Genomic DNA, 25265 nt, shown 5'->3' with positions numbered 1-25265 from the left:
TCTTGTGGCAACGCCGCATGGCGGCGGGTCCTGCGAGAACGTGCCGGAGGAACTACTCCGGCAGCTCCTCCAGCGCGTGCGACACCAGGCTCAGCAGCGACTCGATCACCGTGATCCGGTCCCGCGCGTCCATGATCACCACGGGGATGTGCGGCGCCACGGTCAGCGCCTCCCGGACGTCCTCGGCCTCGAACGACTCGGTGCCCTCGAAGTGGTTGACGGCCACGATGTACGGCAGGCCGCAGCTCTCGAAGTAGTCGAGCGCCGGGAAGCAGTCGGTGAGGCGGCGGGTGTCGGCCAGGACCACCGCGCCGATCGCGCCGCGCACGATGTCGTCCCACATGAACCAGAACCGCTGCTGCCCGGGCGTGCCGAACACGTACAGGACGAGGTCGTCGTCGAGCGTGATCCGGCCGAAGTCCATGGCCACCGTGGTGGTCGACTTCTCCGGGGTGGCCGCGAGGTCGTCGGTGGCCTCGCTCGCCTGGGTCATCACCGCTTCGGTCTGCAGCGGGGTGATCTCCGAGACCGAGGAGACGAACGTCGTCTTGCCCACGCCGAAACCGCCCGCCACCACGACCTTCGTGGCGATGGGGGCCCGGGTGCGGTCGCGCTGCCAGTCCTTCAGCTCCTCCTCGGGAGCCGGGACGCCGGAAGCCGGGACATCGGAAGTCAGGACGTCAGAGCCTGCGGAGTCCACTGAGCACCCTTTCGAGCAGCGCGCGGTCCGGCCGACCGGGGCCGTGCCCGGTCCCGTACACACGGATTCTTCCCTGGTCGGCCAGGTCGCTGAGCAGGACGCGGACGACGCCGAGCGGCATCCGCAGCAGCGCCGAGATCTCCGCGACCGTCCGCATCGCGCGGCAGATCTCCACGATCGCCAGCATCTCCGGCATGATCCGCGCCGCGCTCCCGGTGAGCGCCTTGCGCTCCTCGGGCGCCTCGATGGCCGCCACGAACGTCTCGACGAGCAGTACGTGCCCGAAGCGGGTGCGACCGCCGGTCAGCGAGTAGGGGCGTACACGCGCCGGTTTGCAGCCGGCGCCGCGTATCGGCAGCTTCGGGGCGGACGGACTCATTGGACGGCCTCCATCGACTGGCGCAGCTCGCTGCGGAGTTCGGGGGTGAGCACATGTCCGGCGCGGCCGACGAAGAGCGCCATGTGATACGCGACCACACTCATGTCGCAGTCCGGTGTGGCGTGCACACCGAGCAGCGAGCCGTCGCTGATGGCCATGACGAAGACGCTGCCCTGCTCCATCGCGACCACCGTCTGCTTGACGTTGCCGCCGTCCATCAGGCGCGCGGCGCCGTGGGTGAGGCTGGCGATGCCGGAGACGATGGTGGCGAGGTCGGCGCTGGAGCCGCGCGGGCCCTGGGGGCGCGGCTCCGGGCGGCCGCGCCGCTGCTCCGGGTCGGAGGAGAGCAGCAGCAGCCCGTCCGACGAGACGACCGCGACCGAGATGAGCCCCGGCACCTCCTCCACGAGATTCTTCAGCAGCCAGTGCAGATTGCGTGCCTCGCTGCTCAGTCCGAACGTGCCGGTGCCGGTCGCAGTCAACTGCGTGCCTCCTCGACTGTCTCCCCCGTCTGTTGTGGTGTCTGTACCGTTTTCTCTTCGTCGCGTGCGTCGTCGCGTACGTCGCCACGCGCGTCGCCACGTGCGTCCGAGATCTCCGACTCGGCGTCCCGGCGGCCTTCCAGGGCGCCCTGCTGGAAACCGCCGAGGCGGCGGCGCAGGGCGTCGGCCACATCGGCGCCGCCCTTGCGCGCGGCCGGAACGGTGCCGCCCGCCTTGACCACCTTCGGGGTGCGCTTGGGCAGCCCCTTGTCGGTGACCCGCTGCGCGGGAACAACCGGTTCGGCTGCGACCGGATCGGGCGCGGACGCCTCCGGCGCGGACGCGGGAAGCCGCATCTCGAACGTCGGCTGGTCCACGACCCGCTCGTGCGCGTCGGGCTCCTGCGCGTCGGGCTCGTGCGCCTCCGGCTCGTCGGCCTCGGCCTCCGCCGCGTCCGGCTCGGCCACCGCCGCCTTGACCAGCGGAATCTGCCCCGACCGTTCCGTACGCTCGGGCAGCACATTGGAGTTGGCCTCCGCCAGCGCGCCCGGCAGGGTGAACCTCGGGGCGTCGCCCGGGACCGGCATCACATGCGGCGCCGCGACCGGGGGCGTCGTCGGCAGGATCGCCTCGGGCAGCACGATCACCGCCGCCACCCCGCCCTGGCTCTGCTCGCGCAGCTCGACGCGTACGCCGTGGCGGCGCGCCAGCAGCGCGGCGACGTGCAGACCGAGGCCGCCCGCGTCCGTGCCGGGCTCCCCCGGCTCGTACGTGGACGGGTCCGCGAGCCGCAGGTTCAGCTCGGTACGGCGCTTGGGGCCGATGCCGATGCCCTCGTCCTGGACCGAGAGCATGATCTCGCCGTTCTCCAACTGCCAGCCGGAGAGCTGCACTTGGGCGTCCGGCGGCGAGAACGAGGTGGCGTTCTCCAGGAGCTCGGCGACGAGGTGGCTGAGGTCGTCGGCGGCGAACCCGGCCACCTGCGCGTGCGGCGGCACGGCCTGGATGACGACGCGCTCGTACCGCTCGATCTCGCTGACGGCGGCCCGCAGCACATCCACCAGCGGGACCGGGCCCGGGTGGTTGTGGTGGTGCTCGGCGCCCGCGAGGACCAGCAGGTTCTCGCCGTGGCGGCGGATGACCGTGGCCATGTGGTCGAGCTTGAAGAGCGTGGCGAGCTGGTCCGGGTCCTGCTCGCGCTCCTCCAGGCCCTCGATGATGCCGAGCTGACGCTCGACCAGCGCGAGGCTGCGCAGCCCGAGGTTGACGAAGGTGTGCTCCACGGTCCCGCGCGCCCGCTCCAGCTGGGCGGTCAACTCGCGTACGGAATCGGCGAGTTCGGCGCGGTCCGCGAGCAGCGCCGCCCGCTCGGCGGCGAGCGCCTGCTCGGCGGCGCGGGCGCCGGAGACCTCCGCGCCGAGCGTGTCGGCGCGCACACCGAGGTCGCAGAGTCGGCCGTGGAGCGTGTTCAGGGACCGTACGACCTGGGCGAACTCGTCGTTGCGGCCGGTGAAGCGGACCGGCTCCTCGCTCTCGGGGGCCGCCGCGAGCCGCGCCGCGCCGCGCCGCAGCACGGCGAGCGGGCGGGTCAGCGAGCGGGCGGTGCCGGCCGAGACGCCGATGGCGAGCAGCACGAGCGCGCCCACCAGGGCGACCTTGATCTCCAGGTCGGTGACGTCGTCGTCGCGCAGCGCCTCGAACCGCTTGACCTCGGCCGCCGCGAGCCCCGACTGGGTGCCGCGCATCCGGTCGACCCGGGCGGTGAGCGCGGCATCGACCTTGTCGGCGCCCAGCTTGCGGTCGGCGGCGCTGAGTTGGGGCTGGTCGGTCAGGCGCGCGAGGTAGCGCTCGGCGGCGTCGACGTCCGGGCCGGTGACCGTGGTGGCGAGCTTGTCGCGGGCGGCGGCCGACGCGGCCTGGTCGAAGTCGGCCAGCGCCGACTGCTCGCGCACCCGCGTCTGCTGTCCGGCGGCGCTCAGCGCGTCCCGGGTGCGCGCCTCGTCGCTGTCGGCCGCGTCCTTCTGTACGTACCGCCCGGTGACGGGGTCGTACACCGTGCCGGCGGACTTCTGCGGCACCGAGAGCGCGGCGACGAGCAGGCCCCGGGTGGCGGAGGCCAGTTCGGCGGCGCGGCCGAGGTCGGCCGGGGCGCGGGTGGCCTCGGCGGCGCGCGGCGGCGTCTTGTCGGCGAGCTCGTCGGCGACGGCGAGCAGCTTGGCGATGACGTCCGTGTACGCCCGGTGGGCCTCCAGGGCGGTGCCCTTGCCGGTGAGCGCGGTGCGGCGCAGCGACGGCACGGTGGCGAGGTCGCGGCTGAGCGTAGCGGAGGCGTTGGCGCGGATCTCGTCGATGCGCCGGTCGACCTGCGCCGCGCGGTCCTTGAGCTGGGCCTCCTGGCGGGGGTCGCGGCCGCCGGCGATGTACGCGGTGACGTCGTCGCGCTCATCGCCGAGCGCGTGCGCCAGGGTGACGGCCTGCTGGTCGAGCTGGGCGAGGGTGACCAGGTTCTGCGAGTCGTTGAGGTCCGAGGAGGCGGCGAGCACGGCGGGCGCGCCCGCGCCGAGCACGGTGAGCGAGACCACGGCGACCGAGGCGACCAGCCGGGTCCGTACCCGCACGGTGCGCGCGGCACCCTCCGCGGGTTCGCCGTCCTTGCCCCGAGGCCGCTTGTTCTGCACCGGTGCTCTCAATCTTGACTCGTCCACCCATGAAGCCGAGGTGACGACCGGTCATGCGTCTCCTGCGCCCTGTGCGACGCGTTCCCACCCCTGCGCGGCTTACGACCATTCCAGTGGTTTTGGGAAGGAGGCATGCAACATCCACCCCGCCACCCGAACGAGTGAACAACACTCGGGAGTTGGCCATCAACTCCCGCGGAATGCCTGCCCCCGCTCGTGCGCGCGGCCGGTTGGAACTTCCGCGCGGGCTTTGGCAGGATGCCCGCCCACAGCTTCCTGACAGGTCCACATCCGCCGGGAAATCCGCAGCCCGCCGCACTGGTCCAGGCCAATTCACCGGCCATGGAAGGCGCGTGAAGGCGTCGTGCAGACTGGCCGTATGCGCATCGAACTCACCACGGCCCCCGGCGACCCCGCCCGCCCCAACGAGGACTGGGTGAGCCAGGTACTGCCCGCCGCGGGGCGGGGCGGGGCGCTGGTGGTGCTCGACGGGGTGACGCCACCGCCGGGCAACGGGGACTGTGTGCACGACGTGCCCTGGTTCACCGCCCGGCTCGGCGGCGCGCTGACCGAACTGTCCGGTTCGCGGCGCGACATGACGCTGACCGAGATCCTCGCCGAGTCCATCAGGCGCACCGCCGACGCCCACCGCGACACCTGTGACCTTTCTCACCCGCGCACTCCGCAGGCGACGGTGGTCCTGGCGCGCTGGGACGAGGAGTACGTGGAGCACCTGGTGCTCTCCGACTCGGTACTGCTCCTCGAATCGCCGGACGGCACGGTCCGGGCGGTCCTCGACGACCGGCTCGACCGGGTGCCGGGCTCGTCGCTGGTCTCGGACGAGGTCGCCGACGCGCTCGCCCGGAACAAGGAGGGCGGCTTCTTCACCGCCGCCGCCGATCCGTCGGTGACCGCCCGGGCGGTCACCGGCCGCACCCCCACCCGCGAGCTGCGGTCGCTCGCCGCGCTCACGGACGGCGCGAGCCGCTGGGTGGAGAAGTTCCGCGAGGGCGACTGGGCGGACTGCCTCGCGCTGATCCGCAAGGCGGGGGTGCGGGGGCTTGTGGAGCGGGTGCGGGAGCTTGAGGCCGCCGACACCTCTCGTACGTATCTGCGGCGCAGCAAGACGCACGACGATGCGACCGCCGTGTTCGTCGAGCTTTGAGCGGGTAGTTGTTCGGCTGCGGACCGTGCTGGGTTGCTCGCTCCCCCAAGTTCTCGGCTCCGCTCGAACAGGGGGGACCCCCATCGCGGCGGAGCCGCACGATGTCACAGCCCCGCGCCCCTAAGGGGGCGCCCTCTCAGGGGCGCATGGACCCCGGCTCCTGCATGTCCGCTCGTTCGTTGAACTGGTGCAGCAGTCTCGCCAGTTCCGCGATCTCCATGCGGTCCCAGTCGGCCAGTTTGGTGACGTACTGGGCGCGGCGGGCGTCGCGGACGCGGCGGAAGCGGGCCAGGCCCTCGTCGGTCAGGCGTACCAGCGAGGCGCGCCCGTCGGCCGGGTCCGGCTCGCGCGCCACCAGGCCCAGGTCCTCCAGGGCCCGCAGCTGGCGGCTCATGGTCGCCTTGCCGACGCCGAAGTACGCGGCGAGCTCGGTGGCCCGCTGCGGCCCGCCTTCCTCAAGACGTACGAAGAGCCCGTACGCGGCCGCCTCCAGCTCGGGATGGACCGCGCGGGCCATCTCGCCGGAGGACGCCCGGGCACGCCGCAGGAACACGGCCAGCTCGCGTTCGAGTGCGAGAAACTCCTGGTCCGGACCGTCCACATCAGCTCCCATCCCACGGCTGTCCCGACGGGACAGTATTTCCCAGTCCGCTGTGGACGAGGGCCCCCGGCACCCGGTGCCGGGGGCCCTTTGGCTCAATCACGAGCGTCAGCAGGTTCCGGCGGGCCGGTCCCGGGTGACCAGGTCGGTGAAGCCGGTCGTGCCGTCCAGCCAGACGACCTTCCTGCCGCCCGCCGACGACGGGTACAGCTGCTCACCGCGGTTGCAGGACACCCGCTCCTTGCGGGTGCCGTCCGCGCTGAGCTGCCACAGCTTGGGCAGGGTCTCATTGCGGTACCGCGTGTCCGGCAGCAGGGTGTTCACGGTGACCGCGTCGTCGGAGGCCGTCAGGTCGAACGGGATCAGCGCGCCCGGCCCGGCCTCGGCGCTGATGTCCGTGGTCCCGGTGCCCGCGAGGGTCGCCCGGCGCACCGCCATCTGCCCCTGGTCGGAGGGGTTCTCGTCGGCCAGCCAGAACACGTTCTTGCCGGTGATCCCGGTCTGGCCGATGGCCTGCGGCTCCCCGAGCTGCTGGGCGAGCCGGGTGGCGCCGGTGGCGATGTCGTACGTCTCGACACCGATCTTGTAGTCGTCGCCGACCGGGTAGAGCTTGGCGTACGCGGCCTTGCCGTGGTGCAGCGAGGGCAGCGCGGTGCCCAGCGCGTAGGTGCCGCCGTCCACCCAGGTCGGCTCGCGGTCGCCGGGCTTCAGGAAGCCGACGTGCCGCCCGCCGAACGAGTCGTAGGACTCGAAGACCACGGTGCCGTTCTCGACCCGCAGGTTCTGCACGATGGTGGTCGAGGTGTACAGCTTCTTGATCGGTCCGCCCGCGATCGGCCGGGACAGGATGTCGAGGCTGCTGGTGCCGAACGCGGCCCACACCACGCTCTTGCCGTCAGTGGCCGGATATACGTGGAAGCGGCCGTCGTTGGGGCTGATCAGCTTGGGCGAGCCGGTGCCGTCCGCCTTGCCGGCCCAGATCGAGTACGGCTCGGTGCCGTCGTCGTTGGACTTCGAGGTGGCCCACCAGCCGCCGCCCGCGGCCGTGCCCGTACCGGTCGTGTCGATCTTGCCGAAGAGCTGGTCGGAGTCGACGCCGATGGCGTTCTCCCAGCCGGGCACGATGCCGTGGGCGTTGAACGAGCGCTTGACGATGTTCTGCTGGCGCACCGAGAGCCCCAGGTCCTCGGCGGCCGCGAGGATCGCGTTGCGGGCCTCGGTGTAGCCGTCAAGCGGCGTCATGTATGTGGTGAGCGCCTTGTAGACGAGCTCGTCCGCGAGGAAGGGGTCCTTCGGGTCGAGGTCCTGGCGGATGTCCCACAGGGCGCCGGAGAAGATCGTCGAGTTGAGGTGCACCCCGCCGTTGTCGGTGGCGAAGGAGACGCCGAGGTAGTCCTTGGCCGTGGTGCGCCCGTCGTTGAGGTCGCGCAACGCGCAGTCGCGGGGCTTGGCGGTGCGGCACAGGTCCTCGCCGATGAGCCCGGAGTCCGGGTCGTCCATCTTGGTCCCGCTGACGGTGACGTCGATGGCGTTGCCGAAGTAGTCGGCGAGCGCTTCGTCGAGGGCGCCGGACTGGCCCGCGTAGACCAGGTTCGCGGTGTTCTCGACCACGCCGTGCGTCATCTCGTGGCCGACCACGTCGAGGTCGGCGGAGAGCGTCTTGTACTGATCGTCGCCGCCGCCGTACACCATCTTCTGGCCGTCCCAGAAGGCGTTGACGAACGGGCCGCCGAAGAGCGTCACCCCGACCAGCGAGTCGATGCCCATGCCGCGCCCGTCGAGGCTGTCGCGGCCGTGCACGTTCTTGTAGTAGTCGTAGACCTGCCCGGCCGCCCAGTGCGCGTCGACCGCGCCGGCGGCGGTGGCGTCGCCGCTGTAGTCGGGGCCGGGGTTGGTGAACTCCTTGAGCCCGCTGGGCCACCGTCCCGACGCGTCGCCGACGTCGACCGCGCGCGCGTCCCAGGTGTGCAGGGTGTTCTTGCTGGTGGCCGCCATCCGCGCGTGGTCGACGAGGCTGTACTGCTTGGCGGCGCCGTCGAAGTAGATGTTCAGCGGGACCTTCTCGCCGCTGTACTTGACGCCGGTGCCGCTGGTGCCGGGGTGGGCGGGGGTGGCTGGGGTGTCGCTTCCCGCCGCCGCCCGCGCCGCCGCGGGTCTCTGCGTGCCGGTGGCCGGCTTCGGCGCGGTGAGCGTCTTGATACGACTGTACTGGAGCACCGGGAACCCGGCGTGCGCGTCCACGTACACGTCCTGGAGGACCGGCCTGCCGGTGTTCGCCTCGGTGCCGCGCACGGTGACGCGGTAGGTGAGCACGCCCGCGCCCCGGGGGATGACGACCAGGCCGGCCGAGGTCCCGGTGAGCGCGGCGCTCGCCGCGCTCTTCGCGCCCTCGGCCCGCCGGATGTCCTTCCTGCCGAGGGTGGCGCCGCCGAGGCGGGCGGCCACCGAGGAGACGGCCCGGCGCACGGCGGTGTCCTCGGCGACGGTCGCGGTGGTCGACGTGGTCAGCCCGGTGAAGTACTTGCCGGAGGTGCCGGTGACGACCCGCTTGCCGTCCTTGTGCTCCATCCGCACCAGGTACTGCCCGCCCAGCACCTCGACCCCGTGGTGCTTCTGCTGGAGCCGCACGGTCTCGTCCGCGCCCTGCTTCAGCGTCTGTACGGGGGTGAGGTCGCGGCGGGGGTCCGCGATGCCGTAGCGGCCCTGCTGCGCGGCGAGATGGCCGCGGGCCGCGTCCGCCGGGGCGGCCTCGGCGTCGGCGCTCTCGTGGAGGCCGCCGACGAGGGCCGGGGTCCGGGTGCCGGTGCCGGGGACGACATCGGCGGCCGGGGTCCGCTCCGGGGGCGCGGCCTGGGCCGCCGGTACGGCGGTGGCGAGCAGCGCGGCCGCGCCGACGAGGGCCGCGACGCCCGCGCCCCGGGCGAGTAACCCCTCCGCCCGGTCCGTTCCTGTTCCTGACGTACCTGCTCTGGGCTTGCGCAAGGTCTTCCTCCACGGGCCGATGGACGGCGGGTGGCGCCTGACAGCGCCGACTGGTCATGACCATGCAAGCCCGCGGTGCCCGAACTCCTCAACGGGGCCTCTGCGGTGACTTGTGGACATGCCCACTTGTGAGGCAGCTGTGCACGGAGCGAGAATCCTGTGCACGTTTGGGGGGCGATTAGTCCAATCCGGGACCGTTGGGGGCGGAGTTGGGACGATTACGGGCCGCGCGGACCGAGGGACCGGGCGAGGGGCGGTGCCCGGGCGAAGGGCGGCCGAGCGAGGACCAGCTGGAGCTCCTGGGCCTGCTGGCCGAGGGTCTCAAGGACGAGGCGATCGCCCGCCGCCTCGGCGTCCATGTGCACACCGCCCGGCGCCGGATCACCCGGCTGCTGCACGACCTGGACGCGGACACCCGCTTCCAGGCGGGAGCGCGGGCCACTCTGCGCGGCTGGCTGGACGACTGACGCCAACTGCCGCTGTCTGAAAGTTGGTTACGGATCCGATCCGTCACCGCAGCTGGGCAAGGCCGGTGTCGGCGCCCCAGTGGCCTGGGCCAATGGCAGTTCCGCAAACCCTTTCGCGGCACGGTCTACGTGCGTAGCTTTTTCGACATGACATGTCCACAGCGACATGTCGACCGGCACGTCCCCCCCACCCCACGCCTTTCGGAGGCACGCAATGCCCGTGCACAGACCCGGAACGGCCCGCCGCGGCCCCCTCGCCGCGGCCGGAATCCTCCTCTCCGCACTCGTTCTGCTGCTGACCGCCCCCGGCACCGCCGGCGCGGCCCGGCCCCCCGCCCGTGGCACCGCCACCATGGGCATGGGCGTCGCGGCCCACGACGGCGTCGGCGGCCCGCCCGGCGACACCCTCGCCGTCCAGACCGAAGGCGTCGACACCAGCAGTCACAACGGCAACGTCGCCTGGTCCACGCTCTGGAACAGCGGGGTGAGGTGGGCCTATGTGAAGGCCACCGAGGGCACGTACTACACCAACCCGTACTTCGCGCAGCAGTACAACGGCTCGTACAACGTGGGGATGATCCGTGGCGCGTACCACTTCGCGACACCGGACACCACGGACGGCGCAACCCAGGCCGACTACTTCGTGGACCACGGCGGCGGCTGGTCGGGCGACGGCCGCACGCTGCCGGGCGCGCTGGACATCGAGTGGAACCCGTACGGCGCCGCCTGCTACGGGCTCTCGCAGGGCGAGATGGTCAGCTGGATCGCCGACTTCACGGGCGAGTACCGGGCCCGCACCGGCCGGGACGCGGTGATCTACACCGCCACCAGCTGGTGGACCCAGTGCACCGGGAACTCCGCCGCCTTCGGCTCCACCGACCCGCTGTGGATCGCCCGCTACAACACCACCCCGGGCACACTCCCGGCCGGCTGGGGCTACTACACGATGTGGCAGTACACCTCCTCCGGCCCGACGGTGGGCGACCACTCCCACTTCAACGGCGCGTACGACCGCCTACAGGCACTGGCAAACGGCTAGCCACGGTGCTGCGCCCCCCGGTGCGTCGACGCGCACCCGGGGGCCTCAGCGCATTCCGACCCGTCATACGACAGGATGGTCGCCATGCGCGTGATGCGAACGGTGTTGCGAGTCTCCGCCACGGGGATGCTCGCGCTGGTCACCGGATGCGGCTGGTCGGCGGCTTCGGCACCGCAGCCGGACCAGAGCGACGAGGTCCCGCCCGCGCCGGCCCCGCAGACCTCCGCCGGCGCGACCGCCGGGCTGCCGTCCGTGGGCGTGCTGGTCGACGGCGACCGGCACTGGTGCACCGCCAGCGTCGTCGCCAGCCCCAAGGGCAACGTGGTGGCGACCGCCGCGCACTGCGCCGACTCCGGGTCGGTCGGCTCGATGGAGTTCGCGCCCGCGTTCTCGGGGGCGGTGAAGGGCTCGTATCCGTACGGGACCTGGAAGGTCAAGGCCGTGCAGACCGACGACAAGTGGTCCAAGGACGGCGACGACGCCTACGACTACGCCTTCCTCACCCTGGAGCCGGACGCGCGCGGCCGCAGCGTCCAGAGCGTCGTCGGCGCCGCCGAGGCGGACTGGGCCTCGGGGCCCGAGCGCCGGGTGACCGTCGTCGGCTACCCGGCCGAGGACCACAACCCCGACAACCGGCCGATCTCCTGCACCACCGACAGCCGCCGGGACGGCGACAGGGCGAGCGACGTACGGATCGAGTGCGCCGGGTTCTGGACCGGCACCAGCGGCAGCCCGTGGCTCGCGGACTACCGCGGGCCCGGCCGCCTCGGCCACCTCATCGGCGTCCTCAGCGGCGGCGACACGGACGTCGAGTCGACGGCCGTGCTCTTCGACGCCCACGCGCGCGAGCTGTACGAGAAGGCCACGCGCGCGTAGTCGTACGAACGGGCCACGCGCGCGTGGTCGTCGCAAGCCGCACGACATTCACGCGCGCGTGGCCCGTCGCCGCCGGTCCGGTCAGGCCGCGACCGGCACCCGCACCTCCGCCGGGGCCAGCGCGATCTCAAGCACCTGGCGGACGTCGGTCACCGGGTGGACCTCCAGCTTCTCCAGGACCTCGGCCGGGACGTCGTCCAGGTCGGGCTCGTTGCGCTTGGGGATCACCACGGTCGTGATGCCCGCCCGGTGCGCGGCGAGCAGCTTCTGCTTCAGACCGCCGATCGGCAGCACCCGCCCGGTGAGCGACACCTCCCCGGTCATCGCCACATCCGTACGCACCAGACGCCCGCTGAGCAGCGACGCGAGCGCCGTCACCAGCGTGATGCCCGCGCTCGGGCCGTCCTTGGGGACCGCGCCCGCCGGGAAGTGGACGTGCACGCCCCGGTCCTTGAGATCGGCGACCGGCAGCTCCAGTTCGGCGCCGTGCGAGCGCAGGAAGCTCAGCGCGATCTGCGCCGACTCCTTCATCACGTCGCCCAGCTGACCCGTGAGGGTCAGGCCCGCCGCGCCCGTCTCCGGGTCGGCGAGGGACGCCTCGACGAACAGCACGTCGCCGCCCGCTCCGGTGACCGCGAGGCCGGTGGCCACGCCGGGCACCGAGGTGCGCCGCTCGGCCGGGTCCTGCGCGGACTCCGGGACGTGGTGCGGGCGCCCGATCAGCGCGCGCAGATCGTCGGGCGTGACGGTGAACGGCAGCTCGCGCTCGCCGCTCTCGTGCTGGGCCGCGGTCTTGCGCAGCAGCCGGGCGAGCGAGCGCTCCAGGTTCCGCACCCCCGCCTCGCGGGTGTACTCCCCGGCCAGCTTGCGCAGCGCCGCGTCGTCCAGGGACACCTCGCCCGGCTCCAGACCCGCCCGCTCCAGCTGGCGCGGGAGCAGGTGGTCGCGGGCGATGACGACCTTCTCGTCCTCGGTGTAGCCGTCGAGCCGGACCAGCTCCATCCGGTCGAGCAGCGCCTCCGGGATGGCCTCAAGGACGTTGGCGGTAGCCAGGAAGACGACGTCGCTGAGGTCGAGCTCGACCTCCAGGTAGTGATCGCGGAAGGTGTGGTTCTGCGCCGGGTCGAGGACTTCGAGCAGGGCCGCGGCCGGGTCGCCCCGGAAGTCGGAGCCGATCTTGTCGATCTCGTCGAGCAGCACCACCGGGTTCATCGACCCGGCCTCCTTGACGGCCCGCACGACACGGCCGGGCAGCGCGCCCACGTACGTACGCCGGTGGCCGCGGATCTCCGCCTCGTCGCGGACGCCGCCGAGGGCGACGCGGACGAACTTGCGGCCCATGGCGTGCGCCACGCTCTCGGCGACGCTCGTCTTGCCGACGCCGGGCGGGCCCACCAGCGCGAGCACCGCGCCCCCGCGCCGGCCGCCCACCACGCCGAGCCCGCGCTCGGCCCGCCGCTTGCGGACCGCCAGGTACTCGGTGATGCGCTCCTTCACGTCCCCCAGGCCCGCGTGCTCGGCGTCGAGCACCGCACGGGCGCCCTTGATGTCGTAGACGTCCTCTGTCCGCTCGTTCCACGGCAGTTCGAGGACGGTGTCCAGCCAGGTGCGGATCCAGGAGCCCTCCGGGGACTGGTCGCTGGACCGCTCCAGCTTGTCGACCTCCTTGAGGGCGGCCTCGCGCACCTTCTCGGGCAGGTCGGCGGCCTCCACGCGCGCGCGGTAGTCGTCGGACTCCTCGCCCTCCGACTCCCCGTTGAGTTCGCGCAGCTCCTTGCGGACGGCGTCGAGCTGACGGCGCAGCAGGAACTCGCGCTGCTGCTTGTCCACGCCTTCCTGTACGTCCTTGGCGATGGACTCGGCGACGTCCTGCTCGGCCAGGTGCTCACGCAGCAGCTCGGTGGCGAGCTTGAGGCGGGCGACCGGGTCGGCCGTCTCCAGGAGCTCGACCTTCTGGGCGGTGCTGAGGAACGGCGAGTAGCCGGAGTTGTCGGCGAGCGCCGAGACGTCCTCGATCTGCTGGACGCGGTCCACGATCTGCCAGGCGCCGCGCTTCTTCAGCCAGTCGGTGGCGAGCGCCTTGTACTCCTTCACCAACTCGGCGACCTGGCCCGGCAGGGGTTCGGGGGCGCTCTCGTCGATCGAGATCCCCTCGACCCACAGGGCCGCGCCGGGGCCGGTGGTGCCCGCGCCGATCCGTACCCGGCCGCGGCCGCGGATCAGGGCGCCGGGGTCGCCGTCGGAGAGCCGGCCGACCTGCTCGACGGTGCCGAGCACGCCGGTCGACGCGTAGGTCCCGTCGATGCGCGGGACGAGCAGCACCTTGGGCTTGCCCGCCGTGGTGCCCTCGGCCCGGGCGGCCGCCTGGGCGGCCTCGACGGCGGCCCGCACCTCGGTGTCGGACAGGTCGAGGGGCACCACCATCCCGGGCAGCACGACCTCGTCGTCGAGCGGCAGCACAGGCAGGGTGAGCGGTGCGGACGAGTGAGCCATGATCTCCCCTTCGGCAGTCAAGTTGAGCTATGCCGACTCAATGCATGTGAGCCCACGAATGTTCCCCAAGGGCTGTTCGCTCTGAGCGATCATCACTTGTAACAGACGCAGTAGCTAAATGACCATTACCCCTACGAGCATTACCGGACACACAAGCCACCGGAGGGGAACCCATGGAGTCGGAGCCGGAGTCGGTATCGGACGTCGTCGCGGCCTGGATCAAGGGCTGGGTCGTCTCGCGCGGCGCGGCCGAGCCCGTCGCCGAGCCCTGGGGCTGGACCATCGACGTCGGCCAGGTCAAGCACGTCAGTCGGCACGTGGTGCCGGAGCCGGACGAGGCGACCGTCCGCAAGCTGGTCGAGGCGACGTCCGCGCCCGCCACCTGGCTGAAGCTGTTCGCGCGGGACGACGTGGTCCGCCCGTGGCTCGGCCCCGGCTGGCAGGTCGACGAGCCCGGCTTCCTGATGACGCTGCCGCTGGCCCCGGCCCGTACCGAGGTCCCCAGCGGCTACACGCTCACCAGCTGGACCGCCGGCGGCGTCCTGCGCGTGCTCGTACGCACCGGGGCCGGGCACTTCGCCGCGCGCGGCCAGATCGCCGTCACCGGCACGAGTGCCGTCGCCGACCAGATCGAGACGGCGCCCGGCCACCAGCGCCGGGGCCTGGGCAGCCTGGTCATGCGCACCCTGCAGAACGCCGCCCTGGAGGCCGGTGCCACCACCGGCATCCTGGTCGGCACCCCGCAGGGGCAGGCGCTCTACGGCGCACTTGGCTGGACGACGCGCTCACCCATGGCGAGCCTGTACTTCGATCCGTCGGATCCGGCATCCTCGGGGGCATGAGCCCCAAGGTCACGCACCGGACGACCACCGGCCTGCTGCTGCTCACCGCGCTGTTCGCGGCGGCGGGCTGCGGCTCGTCCACCTCGTCCGCCGACAGCGGCGCCCCGCCGTCGCGGACCACACCGCCCCCGGCACTCTCCCCGTCCGCCCCGGCGCCCGCGTCCTCGCACGCGAAGCCGCCGTCCCAGGACGGGCAGCTGCTGAAGCTGGTGGTGAGCGGCGGCTTCGTGGGCCGCCACGACGAGCTCGTCGTCAAGGCGGACGGCGGCTACACCTCGACCAAGCGGGACGGCAAGACGGTCACGGGCCGCCTCACCCCCGCCGAACTCGCGGGGCTGCGCAGGACGCTGGCGGCCGCCGACTTCCCGCATCTGCCGCCGCGCCCCACCGGGCGCCCGGTCGCCGACGGGCTGATGTACCAGTTCACGTACGAGGGACATGTCGTGCTCGCCGACGAGATCCACCAGCCGCAGGCGCTACGGGACGTACGAGCCCACCTGCCCGTCGGGTACCGCTGACGGCTCCGGGACGGCGCCCGCCCGCCGGGCGCCCGCGCGGCGCAGGAACGGCCAGCACACCACGCCGACGAGCAGCGCCAGCGGATGGCCCCAGCTGGCCAGCGGATCCACCATGTCGAACAGGTCCTGCGTGATCAGCACCACCACCACGCCGAGCAGCGGCCAGCGCAGGACCGGCGGCAGCAGTCCGGCCAGCGCGCCCACGCTCGCCATCAGGCCGAAGCTGATGCCGTAGTCGAGGCGGTGCAGCGAGGAGTCCGGCAGCCGGCCGGCCATCACCGAGACACCGACCGGCACCTCGGTGGCCAGCGTCGCCACCACATGCCCGAGCAGGAAGACCCCGGCCGCGCGCACCCCGCCGACGCGGCGCTCAAGCGCGGTGAGGATGAAGACGAAGCCGACGGCCCACGGCGAGGAGATGCCGCCCGCGATCCACAGCGCGCTGGCGAGCAGCACGAGCACGGGCGTACGGGTGAGGTGCTGCACATCGGTGCTGGAGCCCTCGACGAGCGTACGGACGGTGTCCGGGTCGCCGAACTCCGCGTACAGCGACGTCGAGAGCAGCAGCAGCGTGTACGCGAAGGTGAACGGCGTGCCGGTCGGCGTCGGCAGCACCTGGGCCGCCCGGCGCAGCCACGACCGCAGCTCCCCTGCGGACCACATCGGCGGGCGGCTGTCCGCCTCGGAGCTGTCCGCGCTGGTCACAGGGGGCTTCGCGATCGCCCCGCCGTCCGCCGTCTCGATGACCGTCTTCTCCCGCGCGCTCGGTCTGTTGCTTCCCTTGTACAACGCTCACCCTCTGCGAACGCTCCCCAACACGTCTATGACTTGTGCCACATTGGACAACCTTTGACGCGGACCATGCGTCGGCGCAAGGAGTTGTCAGCTCCGCCCCGAGGAGGTCTTCCGATGCCCGTCGCCGACCCGATCACCGCCCCGGTCACCCTCGACCGGCGCGAGGGACCGTACGGCGAGGTGGTGCTCCGCCGACGCGGCCCGCACTTCGAGATCATCGCCAATGGAACGTTCCTGATGGACACCTCCGACGGACGCTCGGAGCGGCTGCTCGTGGACGCCGCGTACGACGCGCTCCCGGCGGGCCGCCGGACCCCGTCCGTACTCATCGGCGGGCTGGGTGTCGGCTTCTCGCTCGCGCACGCGGCCGCCGACCCCCGGTGGGGTCGGATCGCCGTGGTGGAACGCGAGTTGGCCATCATCGACTGGCACCGCTCGGGCCCACTGGCGCCCCTGTCCGGGGCCGCGCTCGCCGACCCGCGCACCGAGGTCCTGCACACCGATCTGGTCGCGTACGTGAGCACCGCTTCGGACACCTTCGACGCGCTCTGCCTGGACATCGACAACGGGCCCGACTGGACCGTCACCGACAGCAACACCGGCCTCTACTCCCCCACCGGTCTCGCCGCCTGCCGGGACCGGCTTGAGCCGGGCGGAGTGCTCGCCGTCTGGTCGGCGAAGCCGTCGGCCGCCTTCGAGGAAGCTCTCCGTAATGCCGGATTCCACGGGGTTAGGACCGAAGAGATCACAGTTGCCCGGGGCGTCCCTGACGTGGTCCATCTCGCTGTTCGCCCTGCGTAGCCGGGACGCGGCCGGTGCCTCTAGTCTCTGACCGACACAGGGGATCACCCCACTGATCCCCGGAAGCAATATCAGGGCGGGGCGATGGAGCAGGCACACACCACCCACAACGGCGTAGCGGCCACCCCCGGCGCCCAGCGCCGGGTGCTGGTCGTCGAGGACGACACGACGATCGTCGACGCCATCGCGGCGCGGCTGAGAGCCGAGGGCTTCCAGGTCCAGACGGCCCTCGACGGCCCTGCCGCCGTCGACACGGCCGAGGCCTGGCAGCCGGACCTGATGGTCCTGGACATCATGCTGCCGGGCTTCGACGGCCTGGAGGTCTGCCGCCGGGTCCAGGCCCGCCGGCCGGTCCCGGTGCTGATGCTGACGGCCCGCGACGACGAGACGGACATGCTGGTCGGGCTCGGCGTCGGCGCGGACGACTACATGACCAAGCCGTTCTCCATGCGGGAACTGGCGGCCCGGGTGCACGTCCTGCTGCGCCGGGTCGAGCGGGCCACCCTGGCGGCCGCGACCCCGCGCACGGGCATCCTGCGCCTCGGCGAGCTGGAGATCGACCACGCTCAGCGACGGGTACGGGTGCGCGGTGAGGACGTCCACCTCACCCCGACCGAGTTCGACCTGCTGAGCTGCCTGGCGAACACCCCGCGCGCGGTCCTCTCGCGCGAGCAGCTGCTCGCCGAGGTCTGGGACTGGGCGGACGCCTCGGGCACCCGGACCGTGGACAGCCACATCAAGGCGCTGCGCCGGAAGATCGGGGCCGAGCGCATCCGCACGGTCCATGGCGTCGGGTACGCGCTGGAGACCCCGGCGCCATGAGCCGGGCGGCGGCCTCGGCGATGGGCGGGCGGACCCGTGGGAACGGGCCGCGCGCCCCGATGCGCGGCGGCCTGCTGAGCCGGCTGCGGTACGTCTCGGTCTCGATCAAGACCAAGCTGGGCACGCTCGTCGTGGTCTCGGTCTTCATCACCACCGGCCTGCTGATGGTGGCCGTGCAGACCCGCACCGAGCTGCGGTTCATCACCGTCTTCTCGGTGATCGCGACCCTGCTGATCACCCAGTTCGTGGCGCACGGTCTTACCGCGCCGCTGGACGAGATGAACACCGTCGCCCGGTCCATCTCGCACGGCGACTACACCCGCCGGGTGCGCGGCGCCGACCGCCGCGACGAGCTCGGCGACCTCGCCTCCACCATCAACCGCATGGCCGAGGACCTGGAGGCGGTGGACCGGCACCGCAAGGAGCTGGTGGCGAATGTCTCGCACGAGCTGCGCACGCCCATCGCGGCGCTGCGGGCGGTCCTGGAGAACGTCGTGGACGGCGTCTCGGCCGCCGACCCCGAGACGATGCGCACGGCCCTGAAGCAGACCGAGCGGCTGGGGCGCCTGGTGGAGACGCTGCTCGACCTCTCCCGGCTCGACCACGGCGTCGTTCCGCTGCGGGCGCACCGCTTCGAGGTCTGGCCGTATCTGTCCGGGGTGCTCAAGGAGGCCAATCTGGCCGCCTCCCGGCGCGGGCTCTCCTCCGGCTCGGGCAACCACACCCGTACCGATGTCCATCTGCACCTGGACGTCTCGCCGCCGGAGCTGACCGCGCACGCGGACCGCGAGCGGCTGCACCAGGTGGTGGCCAACCTCATCGACAACGCGGTCAAGCACTCCCCGCCGCACGGCCGGGTCACCGTACGGGCCCGGCGCGGCCCGCAGCCGGAGTCGCTGGACCTGGAGGTCCTGGACGAGGGGCCGGGCATCCCGAAGTCGGAGTGGCACCGCGTCTTCGAGCGGTTCAACCGGGGCGACGCCTCGGCGCCGCACGGGCCGGGCAGCGACGGCGGTACGGGTCTGGGCCTGGCGATCGCGCGCTGGGCGGTGGATCTGCACGGCGGTCACATCGGAGTGGCCGAATCATCACGCGGATGCCGCATCCAGGTCACCCTTCCGGGCGTCACCCGACCGGCGAATTGACGTAGTCTCGAACCGGAAGCAGACATTCGCACGGCGCAGCCGCTCCGGTGGAGCCGCTGTAAGCGGTGTGTGAGTGCCCAGAGGATGCGGTTCTACGGGGCCGCAACCGCGCTGTGGCGTACCCACTCACGAGCGGAACCCGATCTGTTTCCCGCCAAAACCTGCCCCGAAACACGCTTTCCGGTGTGACTTACGCGACTGTGGCACGCCCGGTCTGCACCTCCAGGCCAGGGAGGCGTAGCCTTTATTTCCGCTGTCCATCACCTTGTGAAGCGGAAGAGGGCGGTTGCCGCCGTGTCGTCTCAGTCCCCCAGTAATTCGAGCGTCTCGACCGACCAAGACGGGCAGGGCAAGAACCCTGCAGCCGGCTTCGGTGCCAATGAGTGGCTCGTCGACGAGATCTACCAGCAGTACCTCCAGGACCCCAATTCGGTCGACCGTGCCTGGTGGGACTTCTTCGCCGACTACAAGCCGGGTACGCCCGGCACGGCGGACAAGCCCGTCGAGGGTGCTCCCGCCGCAGCCGCGGGGGCTGCGGTAGCCACCCCTGCCGCTCCGGCTCCGGTCACCCCGGCCCCGGCACCCGCCGCTCCGGCTCCGGCTCCGGTCGCGCAGCCCGCGGCCGCCGCCCCGGCGCAGGCCCCGGCTCCGGCTCCGGCTCCCGCGAAGGCCGCTCCGGCGCCCGCCGCGAAGCCCGCCGCCGCCCCGGCCCCCGCCAAGGCGGCCCCGGCGACCGAGGCCCCGGCAGGCCCCGAGTACGTGACGCTGCGCGGCCCCGCCGCCGCGGTCGCGAAGAACATGAACGCCTCCATCGAGGTCCCCACGGCCACGTCCGTGCGCGCGGTCCCGGTGAAGCTGCTCTTCGACAACCGCATCGTCATCAACAACCACCTCAAGCGCGCCCGGGGCGGGAAGATCTCCTTCACGCACCTCATCGGGTACGCGATGGTGCAGGCCATCAAGGCCATGCCGTCGATGAACTACTCCTTCGTGGAGAAGGACGGCAAGCCGACCCTGGTCAAGCCCGACCACGTGAACTTCGGCCTCGCCATCGACCTGGTGAAGCCCAACGGCGACCGCCAGCTGGTCGTCGCGGGCATCAAGAAGGCCGAGACGCTGAACTTCTTCGAGTTCTGGCAGGCCTACGAGGACATCGTCAAGCGCGCCCGCCTGGGCAAGCTGACGATGGACGACTTCACGGGCGTGACGGTCTCCCTCACCAACCCCGGCGGCCTCGGCACCGTCCACTCCGTGCCGCGTCTGATGCCCGGGCAGTCGGTCATCATGGGCGTCGGCTCGATGGACTACCCGGCCGAGTTCCAGGGCACCTCCCAGGACACCCTGAACAAGCTGGGCATCTCCAAGGTGATGACCCTCACGTCGACGTACGACCACCGGGTCATCCAGGGCGCCGCCTCCGGCGAGTTCCTGCGGATCGTCGCGAACTTCCTGCTCGGCGAGGACGGCTTCTACGACTCGATCTTCGAGTCGCTGCGCATCCCGTACGAGCCGGTCCGCTGGCTCAAGGACATCGACGCCTCGCACGACGACGACGTCACCAAGGCCGCCCGCGTCTTCGAGCTGATCCACTCCTACCGGGTCCGCGGCCACGTCATGGCCGACACCGACCCGCTGGAGTACCGCCAGCGCAAGCACCCCGACCTGGACATCACCGAGCACGGCCTCACCCTGTGGGACCTGGAGCGGGAGTTCGCGGTCGGCGGTTTCGCCGGCAAGACGCTGATGAAGCTGCGCGACGTCCTCGGCGTGCTGCGCGACTCGTACTGCCGCACCACCGGCATCGAGTTCATGCACATCCAGGACCCCAAGCAGCGCAAGTGGATCCAGGACCGCGTCGAGCGCCCGCACTCCAAGCCGGAGCGCGAGGAGCAGCTGCGCATCCTGCGCCGTCTGAACGCGGCGGAGGCGTTCGAGACGTTCCTGCAGACCAAGTACGTCGGCCAGAAGCGCTTCTCGCTTGAGGGCGGCGAGTCGGTCATCCCGCTGCTCGACGCGGTCATCGACAGCGCGGCCGAGTCGCGTCTGGACGAGGTCGTCATCGGCATGGCCCACCGCGGCCGCCTGAACGTCCTCGCCAACATCGTCGGCAAGTCGTACGCGCAGATCTTCCGCGAGTTCGAGGGCAACCTCGACCCGAAGTCGATGCACGGCTCCGGCGACGTGAAGTACCACCTGGGCGCCTCCGGCACCTTCACGGGCCTGGACGGCGAGCAGATCAAGGTCTCGCTCGTCGCCAACCCCTCCCACCTGGAGGCGGTCGACCCGGTCCTGGAGGGCGTCACCCGCGCCAAGCAGGACGTCATCAACAAGGGCGGCACGGACTTCACGGTCCTGCCCGTCGCCCTGCACGGCGACGCGGCCTTCGCGGGCCAGGGCGTGGTGGCCGAGACCCTGAACATGTCGCAGCTGCGCGGCTACCGCACCGGCGGCACGGTCCACATCGTCATCAACAACCAGGTCGGCTTCACCGCGGCGCCGGAGTCGTCGCGCTCCTCGATGTACGCGACCGACGTGGCCCGCATGATCGAGGCCCCGATCATCCACGTGAACGGCGACGACCCGGAGGCCGTGGTCCGCGTGGCCCGCCTGGCCTTCGAGTTCCGCCAGACGTTCAACAAGGACGTCGTGATCGACCTCATCTGCTACCGCCGCCGCGGTCACAACGAGGGCGACAACCCGCAGTTCACCAACCCGCAGATGTACAACCTGATCGACAAGAAGCGCTCGGTGCGCAAGCTGTACACCGAGTCCCTGATCGGTCGCGGCGACATCACCCTGGAAGAGGCGGAGCAGGCGCTCCAGGACTTCCAGGGCCAGCTGGAGAAGGTCTTCGCGGAGGTCCGCGAGGCCACCTCGGCGCCGGGCGAGGTCCACGCGACCGACCCGCAGGCCGAGTTCCCGGTGGCGGTCGCCACCGCGGTCTCCCAGGAGGTCGTCAAGCGGATCGCCGAGTCGCAGGTCAACATCCCCGAGCGGATCACCGTCCACCCGCGTCTGCTGCCCCAGCTGCAGCGCCGCGCGGCCTCGGTCGAGGACGGCACGATCGACTGGGGCATGGGCGAGACCCTGGCCATCGGCTCGCTGCTGATGGACGGCGTCCCGGTCCGGCTCTCCGGCCAGGACACCCGCCGCGGCACCTTCGGCCAGCGCCACGCGGTCCTGGTGGACCAGGTCACCGGCGAGGACTACACCCCGCTGATGTACCTCACCGAGGACCAGGCCCGCTACAACGTCTACGACTCGCTGCTCTCCGAGTACGCGGCGATGGGCTTCGAGTACGGCTACTCGCTGGCGCGTCCCGAGTCCCTGGTGATGTGGGAGGCGCAGTTCGGCGACTTCGTCAACGGCGCGCAGACGGTGGTGGACGAGTTCATCTCCTCCGCCGAGCAGAAGTGGGCGCAGACGTCCGGCGTCACGCTGCTGCTGCCGCACGGCTACGAGGGCCAGGGCCCGGACCACTCGTCCGCGCGCCCCGAGCGCTTCCTCCAGATGTGCGCGCAGAACAACATGACGGTCGCGATGCCGACGCTCCCGTCGAACTACTTCCACCTCCTGCGGTGGCAGGTGCACAACCCGCACCACAAGCCGCTGGTGGTCTTCACCCCGAAGTCGATGCTGCGTCTGAAGGCCGCCGCGTCGAAGGTGGAGGAGTTCACCTCGGGTGGCTTCCGTCCGGTCATCGGCGACGAGTTCGTCGACCCGAACGCGGTCCGCAAGGTCGTCTTCTGCGCCGGCAAGGTCTACTACGACCTGAAGGCGGAGCGCGACAAGCGCGGCGCGACGGACACGGCGCTGATCCGTCTGGAGCGCCTGTACCCGCTGCCGGGTGCGGAGCTCCAGGCCGAGATCGCCAAGTACCCGAACGCCGAGAAGTACCTGTGGGCGCAGGAGGAGCCGGCGAACCAGGGCGCGTGGCCCTTCATCGCCCTCAACCTGATCGACCACCTGGACCTGGCGGTCGGCGCGGACGTCCCGCACGGCGAGCGCCTGCGCCGCATCTCGCGCCCGCACGGCTCGTCCCCGGCGGTGGGCTCGAAGAAGCGCCACGAGCAGGAGCAGGAGCAGCTGGTGTCGGAGGTCTTCGACGCGTAACGCTTGCGCGTGCGTGCAGATGTACGCGTACGGAGGGCCCGTCATCCCGAGCAGGTGGGGATGACGGGCCCTCCGGCGTACGCGCTCAGTCGTCGTCCGCCTTGGGCGGCACCCGTATGAGGACGATCCCACTGGACAGATCTATGGGCCCGCGCCCGGGATCGTTGTCCCCCGCCTCGTCGAGCGTGATCTCCAGCCGCTGCCGCTCTTCTTCTTCGTGCCGCTTCCCGGGCAGGAAGACCTCGTTCATGGCCGAACCGAACACGAGCGGTCACCTCCGGTATGTGGTCCCGTACCCACATAACGCTGTGAGGCGGCTGTCAGATCCCGATCATGGGCAGCGGATGTTCCGGACGAAGGCGGCCCAGGCCCGCTTCGGGACGGCGACCGCCGGTATACGGAGATCCTTGGAGTCCCGTATGCCGACGGTCGGGCCGAGGTCGGCGACTTCGAGGCAGGCGTTGCCGCTGTCACTGCTGTACGACGACTTGAACCAGTGCGGATCGGCGGGTCGCTGCGGATGCATTGTCAACACTCAGATCTCTCCGGCTAGTTGTTCCAGGAAGTGGGAGGTCTCCTCCGGGGCCAGGGCGCCGGCCCGCATGGCCTGGAGCCTACGGGAGTACTTCAGCACCTCAAACGGCTTGTCGATCACGGAGACCGCGCCGGAGGCGTCGTCGGCCTGCACCATCGAGGGGAAGTGGGAGCCGAAGTCCAGCACCTGGAAGGGGCCGCGCCCGTACCGGTACGAGACCGAGGCCATCGGGAAGATCTGCACGGTCACGTTGTCGCGGGCAGCGAGCGCACGAATCTCCTCGTACTGCTCCCGCATGACCTCGGGACTGCCCATCGTGCGCCGCAGCACCGCTTCATCGAGGATCGCCCACAGCTCGATGGGGCTGTCCTCACGCGTGATCTGCTCCTTGCGCTCCATGCGCAGGGCGATGTTGCGCTCGACGAACTCGGTGGTCGTCTCCTCGACGACCTTGGCACGCTCCAGCAGCGCACGGGCGTACGACTCGGACTGCAGCAGCCCGAGGACGAAGTTGGGCTCCCACGCCTGGATGGACCGGGCGTCCGTCTCCAGCCCGATGTACGTCGCCATGCCCGAGGGCAGGAAGGTCCGGTACGTCGACCACCACCCACGATCGAGGGAGTCCCGGTGCAGCTCCATCAGGAAGTCGACGTCGTCGGGATCGTCGACCCCGTAACGGTCGAGCAGGGCCCGCAGGTCGGCGGACTTCGGCAGCCCGATGTCGCCCTTCTCCACCCGCGAGAGCTTCGGCTGGCTGAACCCCAGCCCGTCCACGGCCTCTTCCATGGTCAGGTTGGCCCTCTCCCGCAACCGCCGCAGCTCGATGCCGAGTTGCAGTCGCCGCACCGTCGGTCCGCGCTTCGCTGCCATCTGTCACCCTCTCGACGACCGTTACCCGCTCCGTGAGCGACCATGCGCCGAGTGTGACAGTCGCTGTGTACGCCGCGCAGCCATTTGCATGCATCTCGGCATATACCAAGTCTGTGCGATTGACGGAGTTCGATTGCATATTAAGACGCATAGCCAAGACGCTGGTTGGCAGACGGACCCCACACCGTCGCACGCCAACTACCGTGCCGGGAGACCGAGTTGCCCCACCCCACCCCGACCCCAGTCGCTCTGTACGCCTGCATCCACGACGACGCCGACCCGGCAACGGTGATGGCGGCCCTACGGAAGTCCGCCACCGCCCACAACTGGGCGGTCGTGGCCACGCTCTACGACACGGGCCCGCTCACCCGCCCGCTGGCGGACCGAGTGGCCTGGCGGCGAGCCGCCGAGCTGATCACCGCCGCACACGCGCAGGGAATCGTGGTCCCCAACCGCCACCACCTCGCGGGCGTACCGGCGGACCACATCACCGACCACCCGACATGCGCCACATACAGAGCGGCGGAGCCGCCCGCGCACCACTACCGAGCAAAGCTCAAGGCAACTCCGTCGGTGGTGTCGACGGCAAGGCACGCCCTATCCGCTCACCTGACGGACTGGTCCCTACGGGAGACGTCCCCCGCAGCGGAGCTGATCCTGAGCGAACTACTCACCAACGCGATCGTCCACACGACAAGCCCCGACGTAACGGTGGAGGTAACCCACACGGGCTCCACCCTCCACCTGGCAGTCACCGACGACTCCCCCACACCCCTCCCGGAACCCCACGCGCCGACCGCGTCGGAGGAACACGGCAGAGGCCTGACCCTGGTGGCCGCATTGGCGGACGAGTGGGGCACGGCGGGACCGGGGACGGGGAAATCCGGCAAGTCGGTCTGGGCGAAACTGACGACAGGCAGGTCAGCGTGACACCGGGTAACGGTCTCGGTGGCGGGTGGGGG

General features: G+C 71.3%; 21 protein-coding genes and 1 pseudogene. 11 read left to right on the top strand and 11 right to left on the bottom strand.

From position 1 onward, the window contains the following. Positions 1-52: 52 nt before the first annotated feature. The 4 genes from ACGFRG_RS27225 to ACGFRG_RS27210 are packed head-to-tail and all read right to left on the bottom strand — an operon-like array spanning position 53 to position 4239. Positions 53-700, bottom strand: a complete 648-nt coding sequence (locus ACGFRG_RS27225; protein WP_361430677.1) for an ATP/GTP-binding protein — start codon at positions 698-700, stop codon at positions 53-55. Beyond that, positions 681-1079, bottom strand: a complete 399-nt coding sequence (locus tag ACGFRG_RS27220) for a DUF742 domain-containing protein (protein ID WP_393268093.1) — start codon at positions 1077-1079, stop codon at positions 681-683. The genes ACGFRG_RS27225 and ACGFRG_RS27220 overlap by 20 nt, the downstream gene beginning before the upstream one ends. Continuing rightward, positions 1076-1561, bottom strand: a complete 486-nt coding sequence (locus ACGFRG_RS27215) for a roadblock/LC7 domain-containing protein (protein ID WP_361430679.1) — start codon at positions 1559-1561, stop codon at positions 1076-1078. The genes ACGFRG_RS27220 and ACGFRG_RS27215 overlap by 4 nt, the downstream gene beginning before the upstream one ends. Next, on the bottom strand, positions 1558-4239 hold the full coding sequence (locus ACGFRG_RS27210) for a nitrate- and nitrite sensing domain-containing protein (RefSeq protein WP_393268091.1): 2682 nt from the start codon (positions 4237-4239) through the stop codon (positions 1558-1560). The genes ACGFRG_RS27215 and ACGFRG_RS27210 overlap by 4 nt, the downstream gene beginning before the upstream one ends. 379 nt (positions 4240-4618) lie before the next feature. On the opposite strand from ACGFRG_RS27210, the gene ACGFRG_RS27205 reads away from it, so the two are divergent. Beyond that, complete coding sequence (locus ACGFRG_RS27205; RefSeq protein ID WP_393268088.1) at positions 4619-5404, top strand: hypothetical protein; 786 nt, start codon at positions 4619-4621, stop codon at positions 5402-5404. 136 nt (positions 5405-5540) lie between these two features. Here ACGFRG_RS27205 and ACGFRG_RS27200 read toward each other — a convergent pair whose 3' ends face one another. Together ACGFRG_RS27200 and ACGFRG_RS27195 are read right to left on the bottom strand one after the other, a co-directional pair. Next, on the bottom strand, positions 5541-6017 hold the full coding sequence (locus ACGFRG_RS27200; protein WP_361430681.1) for a MarR family transcriptional regulator: 477 nt from the start codon (positions 6015-6017) through the stop codon (positions 5541-5543). A gap of 96 nt (positions 6018-6113) precedes the next feature. Beyond that, the gene (locus ACGFRG_RS27195) at positions 6114-8987 is read right to left on the bottom strand and encodes a M4 family metallopeptidase (RefSeq protein ID WP_393268085.1); all 2874 of its coding nucleotides are present in this window, start codon (positions 8985-8987) and stop codon (positions 6114-6116) included. A gap of 287 nt (positions 8988-9274) precedes the next feature. On the opposite strand from ACGFRG_RS27195, the pseudogene ACGFRG_RS27190 reads away from it, so the two are divergent. The 3 genes and pseudogenes from ACGFRG_RS27190 to ACGFRG_RS27180 all read left to right on the top strand — a co-directional run. Then, positions 9275-9454: pseudogene (locus tag ACGFRG_RS27190) on the top strand (helix-turn-helix domain-containing protein); the annotation flags it as partial. 214 nt (positions 9455-9668) lie between these two features. Then, entirely contained in the window at positions 9669-10493 is an 825-nt protein-coding gene (locus ACGFRG_RS27185) for a lysozyme (RefSeq protein ID WP_393268082.1), read from the top strand. Positions 10494-10577: 84 nt separating this feature from the next. Further along, complete coding sequence (locus tag ACGFRG_RS27180) at positions 10578-11369, top strand: trypsin-like serine peptidase (RefSeq protein WP_393268080.1); 792 nt, start codon at positions 10578-10580, stop codon at positions 11367-11369. An 81-nt stretch (positions 11370-11450) separates the two neighbouring features. Here ACGFRG_RS27180 and lon read toward each other — a convergent pair whose 3' ends face one another. Next, a complete protein-coding gene (gene lon, locus ACGFRG_RS27175) occupies positions 11451-13862 on the bottom strand; it encodes an endopeptidase La (protein WP_393268077.1) in 2412 nt (803 codons plus the stop codon). Positions 13863-14035: 173 nt separating this feature from the next. Between lon and ACGFRG_RS27170 the strand changes: the two genes are divergently transcribed. Both ACGFRG_RS27170 and ACGFRG_RS27165 read left to right on the top strand, forming a co-directional pair. After that, positions 14036-14704 (top strand): GNAT family N-acetyltransferase, encoded by a 669-nt coding sequence (locus ACGFRG_RS27170; RefSeq protein WP_393268074.1) that lies wholly within the window; start codon positions 14036-14038, stop codon positions 14702-14704. After that, the gene (locus ACGFRG_RS27165) at positions 14701-15222 is read left to right on the top strand and encodes a hypothetical protein (RefSeq protein WP_361430688.1); all 522 of its coding nucleotides are present in this window, start codon (positions 14701-14703) and stop codon (positions 15220-15222) included. Before ACGFRG_RS27170 ends, ACGFRG_RS27165 begins: the two co-directional genes overlap by 4 nt. Here the strand turns inward: ACGFRG_RS27165 and ACGFRG_RS27160 are convergent. Then, positions 15181-16011 carry a rhomboid-like protein gene (locus ACGFRG_RS27160; protein ID WP_393268071.1) on the bottom strand — a complete coding sequence of 277 codons (831 nt, stop codon included), beginning with the start codon at positions 16009-16011 and terminating at the stop codon, positions 15181-15183. The two genes, ACGFRG_RS27165 and ACGFRG_RS27160, sit on opposite strands and share 42 nt — an antisense overlap. 120 nt (positions 16012-16131) lie before the next feature. Here ACGFRG_RS27160 and ACGFRG_RS27155 point away from each other — a divergent pair, with 120 nt between their 5' ends. The 4 genes from ACGFRG_RS27155 (at position 16132) to ACGFRG_RS27140 (ending at position 22898) form a co-directional block, all read left to right on the top strand. After that, entirely contained in the window at positions 16132-16818 is a 687-nt protein-coding gene (locus tag ACGFRG_RS27155) for a spermidine synthase (RefSeq protein ID WP_361430689.1), read from the top strand. A gap of 84 nt (positions 16819-16902) precedes the next feature. Continuing rightward, positions 16903-17640: a response regulator transcription factor gene (locus tag ACGFRG_RS27150; protein ID WP_067163879.1), complete on the top strand. Its 738-nt coding sequence runs from the start codon at positions 16903-16905 to the stop codon at positions 17638-17640. Positions 17641-17699: 59 nt separating this feature from the next. Continuing rightward, positions 17700-18785 carry an ATP-binding protein gene (locus ACGFRG_RS27145; RefSeq protein ID WP_361430740.1) on the top strand — a complete coding sequence of 362 codons (1086 nt, stop codon included), beginning with the start codon at positions 17700-17702 and terminating at the stop codon, positions 18783-18785. A gap of 294 nt (positions 18786-19079) precedes the next feature. After that, complete coding sequence (locus ACGFRG_RS27140; RefSeq protein ID WP_393268067.1) at positions 19080-22898, top strand: multifunctional oxoglutarate decarboxylase/oxoglutarate dehydrogenase thiamine pyrophosphate-binding subunit/dihydrolipoyllysine-residue succinyltransferase subunit; 3819 nt, start codon at positions 19080-19082, stop codon at positions 22896-22898. 85 nt (positions 22899-22983) lie between these two features. On the opposite strand, the gene ACGFRG_RS27135 is transcribed toward ACGFRG_RS27140, so the two are convergent. The 3 genes from ACGFRG_RS27135 to ACGFRG_RS27125 form a co-directional block, all read right to left on the bottom strand. After that, a complete protein-coding gene (locus ACGFRG_RS27135) occupies positions 22984-23148 on the bottom strand; it encodes a DUF6191 domain-containing protein (protein WP_393268064.1) in 165 nt (54 codons plus the stop codon). 81 nt (positions 23149-23229) lie between these two features. Continuing rightward, positions 23230-23424 (bottom strand): DUF397 domain-containing protein, encoded by a 195-nt coding sequence (locus ACGFRG_RS27130; RefSeq protein WP_361430693.1) that lies wholly within the window; start codon positions 23422-23424, stop codon positions 23230-23232. Positions 23425-23433: 9 nt separating this feature from the next. Further along, positions 23434-24303: a helix-turn-helix transcriptional regulator gene (locus ACGFRG_RS27125; RefSeq protein ID WP_361430694.1), complete on the bottom strand. Its 870-nt coding sequence runs from the start codon at positions 24301-24303 to the stop codon at positions 23434-23436. Between the two features lie 219 nt (positions 24304-24522). Here ACGFRG_RS27125 and ACGFRG_RS27120 point away from each other — a divergent pair, with 219 nt between their 5' ends. Continuing rightward, positions 24523-25233 (top strand): ATP-binding protein, encoded by a 711-nt coding sequence (locus tag ACGFRG_RS27120; protein ID WP_393268060.1) that lies wholly within the window; start codon positions 24523-24525, stop codon positions 25231-25233. The last annotated feature ends 32 nt before the right edge of the window (positions 25234-25265 follow it).

The sequence above is a fragment of the Streptomyces sp. NPDC048696 genome (genome assembly GCF_043198895.1).
Lineage (GTDB): Bacteria > Actinomycetota > Actinomycetes > Streptomycetales > Streptomycetaceae > Streptomyces.
This window is presented reverse-complemented; position numbering and strand designations above follow the sequence as displayed.

What these genes read in the sequence shown, in the direction of transcription:
- lon (WP_393268077.1), bottom strand. Translation starts at nt 13,862, where the DNA reads ATGGCTCACTCGTCCGCACCGCTCACCCTGCCTGTGCTGCCGCTCGAC.
- ACGFRG_RS27205 (WP_393268088.1), top strand. Translation starts at nt 4,619, where the DNA reads ATGCGCATCGAACTCACCACGGCCCCCGGCGACCCCGCCCGCCCCAAC.
- ACGFRG_RS27150 (WP_067163879.1), top strand. Translation starts at nt 16,903, where the DNA reads ATGGAGCAGGCACACACCACCCACAACGGCGTAGCGGCCACCCCCGGC.
- ACGFRG_RS27170 (WP_393268074.1), top strand. Translation starts at nt 14,036, where the DNA reads ATGGAGTCGGAGCCGGAGTCGGTATCGGACGTCGTCGCGGCCTGGATC.
- ACGFRG_RS27135 (WP_393268064.1), bottom strand. Translation starts at nt 23,148, where the DNA reads ATGAACGAGGTCTTCCTGCCCGGGAAGCGGCACGAAGAAGAAGAGCGG.
- ACGFRG_RS27125 (WP_361430694.1), bottom strand. Translation starts at nt 24,303, where the DNA reads ATGGCAGCGAAGCGCGGACCGACGGTGCGGCGACTGCAACTCGGCATC.
- ACGFRG_RS27130 (WP_361430693.1), bottom strand. Translation starts at nt 23,424, where the DNA reads ATGCATCCGCAGCGACCCGCCGATCCGCACTGGTTCAAGTCGTCGTAC.
- ACGFRG_RS27185 (WP_393268082.1), top strand. Translation starts at nt 9,669, where the DNA reads ATGCCCGTGCACAGACCCGGAACGGCCCGCCGCGGCCCCCTCGCCGCG.
- ACGFRG_RS27165 (WP_361430688.1), top strand. Translation starts at nt 14,701, where the DNA reads ATGAGCCCCAAGGTCACGCACCGGACGACCACCGGCCTGCTGCTGCTC.
- ACGFRG_RS27220 (WP_393268093.1), bottom strand. Translation starts at nt 1,079, where the DNA reads ATGAGTCCGTCCGCCCCGAAGCTGCCGATACGCGGCGCCGGCTGCAAA.
- ACGFRG_RS27145 (WP_361430740.1), top strand. Translation starts at nt 17,700, where the DNA reads ATGCGCGGCGGCCTGCTGAGCCGGCTGCGGTACGTCTCGGTCTCGATC.
- ACGFRG_RS27155 (WP_361430689.1), top strand. Translation starts at nt 16,132, where the DNA reads ATGCCCGTCGCCGACCCGATCACCGCCCCGGTCACCCTCGACCGGCGC.
- ACGFRG_RS27180 (WP_393268080.1), top strand. Translation starts at nt 10,578, where the DNA reads ATGCGCGTGATGCGAACGGTGTTGCGAGTCTCCGCCACGGGGATGCTC.
- ACGFRG_RS27200 (WP_361430681.1), bottom strand. Translation starts at nt 6,017, where the DNA reads ATGGGAGCTGATGTGGACGGTCCGGACCAGGAGTTTCTCGCACTCGAA.